Origin of the sequence: Ensifer sp., assembly GCF_035999185.1 — a bacterium.
In the GTDB taxonomy this organism is placed as follows: domain Bacteria; phylum Pseudomonadota; class Alphaproteobacteria; order Rhizobiales; family Rhizobiaceae; genus Ensifer.
This window is the reverse complement of the sequence record NZ_DASYHB010000162.1, coordinates 1-2,400: the sequence shown is the minus strand read 5'-3', so window position 1 is coordinate 2,400 and position 2,400 is coordinate 1. Positions and strand designations below refer to the sequence as shown.

At 61.5% G+C, this 2,400-nt stretch carries 2 protein-coding genes and 1 pseudogene; 2 read left to right on the top strand and 1 reads right to left on the bottom strand.

Annotation, left to right across the window (positions count from 1 at the left end):
- Together VGO04_RS20490 and VGO04_RS20485 are read left to right on the top strand one after the other, a co-directional pair.
- A partial coding sequence (locus VGO04_RS20490; RefSeq protein ID WP_327497801.1) for a SemiSWEET transporter occupies nt 1–281 on the top strand: 281 nt, incomplete at its 5' end.
- An 80-nt stretch (nt 282–361) separates the two neighbouring features.
- A complete protein-coding gene (locus tag VGO04_RS20485) occupies nt 362–592 on the top strand; it encodes a hypothetical protein (RefSeq protein WP_327497800.1) in 231 nt (76 codons plus the stop codon).
- 1,093 nt (nt 593–1,685) lie between these two features.
- On the opposite strand, the pseudogene VGO04_RS20480 reads toward VGO04_RS20485, so the two are convergent.
- Nucleotides 1,686–2,400, bottom strand: a pseudogene (locus tag VGO04_RS20480) (cytochrome ubiquinol oxidase subunit I); the annotation flags it as partial.

Genomic DNA, 2,400 nt, shown 5'->3' with positions numbered 1-2,400 from the left:
CAATCGCTGGCGCATGTGCTGCCGTTTGTTCGATGGTCAGTTTCGTTCCGCAGGCATGGCGGATCGTAAAAACCCGTGAGACCAGCTCGATTTCGCCCGTCATGTATGGTTTCAACGTGACAGGCTTTGCGCTTTGGTCGGCCTATGGGCTTGGCTTGGGCGAATGGCCTCTGATCGTAACGAACTCGATTTGCCTCGTGCTTTCGGCGTTCATCTTGATGATGACCCTGCTGCCCAAGCAGAAAAAGGATGCAGTCGCCAATTCCGTCGACCCAAGCTAAGCCCCGTCCGCGCATAGATCAGGGGAACAATGCCTGCTGCCGTTGAGTTGTTATCGATTCAAGCATGTGGAGTGTACGACATGCAGCCAGTCGATGTCATCGTGAGGTATTCAGGCGCCGAGATCGGTGTCCTACTCCAGCACCGCGACAAGCAGGCAGGAGAGATAAACGCCGTGTACTGGATGGAATATCCATCGATCGAATATGCACTGGAAGCTGTCGCAGAAGATCTGTTCGATGGTCGAGTGGAGCGCATAACCGCGGATGGAGAAGAACTGCCGGACGAGGCATTGAGCGCGCTGACGAATTGATCGAGCCTCACAGACGAGGTGAATTGGACGACGACACCTCAAACTCGGAACAGGATTCTTGCTGCTGAGTCGCTCCTTGCGCGGCGCCCGCTCCCTCTCCCGGCTGGACGCTAGCCTGCACTCCACTGGATTGTGAAGCTACGGATATACTGGCAGCAGCCGATCCGAGAGCACGCAAATTTCCCCGGCATCCCGGTCCAGTAAAGTCCTAACCATTGTCGGAGGCCCGTCGCCAGCAAGCGGCGGGCTCATTGTTTGGGCCACGCATCCCCGAGGTCCCGTACAAGGTCCGAAACCTTCGGGAAGCGCTCCGCCCAGCGCTGGATGATCCAGTTGCAGCCTGGGCTTCCCAATGGCGAGATCAGCACTTCAGAGATGAGATCGCGCGGGCCCGTATGTTGGCTTGTGAAATCGGCGGCTTCCAGGATGCGGAGCAAAAGTGAGCGCCGATTGAGGCTCGTCGCAGCCGCATTATCCCAGGAGGGGCACGACTACGATCACTCCTATGACCACGACAATGGCAGCTCGGATTAGATAGCCGTTAGTGCGGGCCATCTCAGCTTCAGAGGATTCTGGCGCAGGCATACCGCAACTCCCTCGCCCCCAAAGGCACACTCTCGCCTGTGCGTCGGAGCTGCAATCAGAATCCGGCTGACGGATAATCTAGACGCACTGCGTTGCTGAATCGCCACGCTATCTGAAAGCACGGCGAGATGGTCGATCTGCCGATCTAGCAGATGCCCGTAGCGCTCTTGTGGGTTAGATCGGGTTCGTTAGCTACAAGCAGGCAAAACGGCCGCTAGCGCCACGAAGCAGACCGACACCGCCGAAAGTCCCCCGAGACTGATCGCGATGCAGGCGAGGCCGCTACGGGTCTGGTCACCCGTTTTCCTTCGCTGCTGCCAAGTCGCGCAATGCCAGACGAGCGCTAGCAGGGCAACCGAAGTCGTGCCTGCGATGAGCGCATCGTGCCAAGCCGGAAGGCCGGCTCGGCAGACTAATGATTCCGAGGCATACACCGTCAGGAAGTGAGCCGCCCAGAGGACCGGGCCGACGACGACGGTGATTGCCGATCGCAAAGGGAGGGGCGCCGTCATGCCGCCACCAGCCGCGGGAAACCGTGGGTCAGTACAAGGCCGAAAGCGGTCTGCCCGAGCGAATAGATCCAGAGCAGGGCGAGGTTGTCGAAGACGACACGGCGGACGCGGTCGATCCTCCCTGAGGCCAGCCGCGCTGCGGCGAAGCCCGCCGTCAGCAGCACGGCGCCCGCGATCTGCGCCTGCAGCGCGGCATTCGCATAGACCATTGCGGCATAGCCGTTCGCCTGCGGCCGCAGGCCCGCCTGCCAATGCTGCACGATATCGACCCCGAGCGCGCCGACGAGCGCGAACGCCCCGAGGAGGAGGACGGCGATGATGCCATATCGCCCGTGTCCACTGTCGAGCAGGCGCCTGCAGGCTTCGAGGAGCACGCCACTGACGACCAGCAGCGCGGACGGTGCCGGCATGGACGTGAGAGAGGGCAGTTCCGATCGCCCCGGCCAGAACTGCGGCGCTACCGTCCAGAGATAGAGATAGCCGAAGAGATAGGAGAGGTAGAGCGCAGCGGCGACAAGCATCAGCACGACCATCGCCCACCAGCTATGCGAGACCGGCCCCGAGGCATAACTCGGCAGCCTGATGCCGCCGCCGATATCGATCTCGCCGGCCGGCGCCTGATCGCACTCCCACATCCAGACCATGATCGCGACGATGGCGCCGACGCCGCAGAGCCCGGCGAGGACCACGGCCTTCACCGTCAGCAGCAGG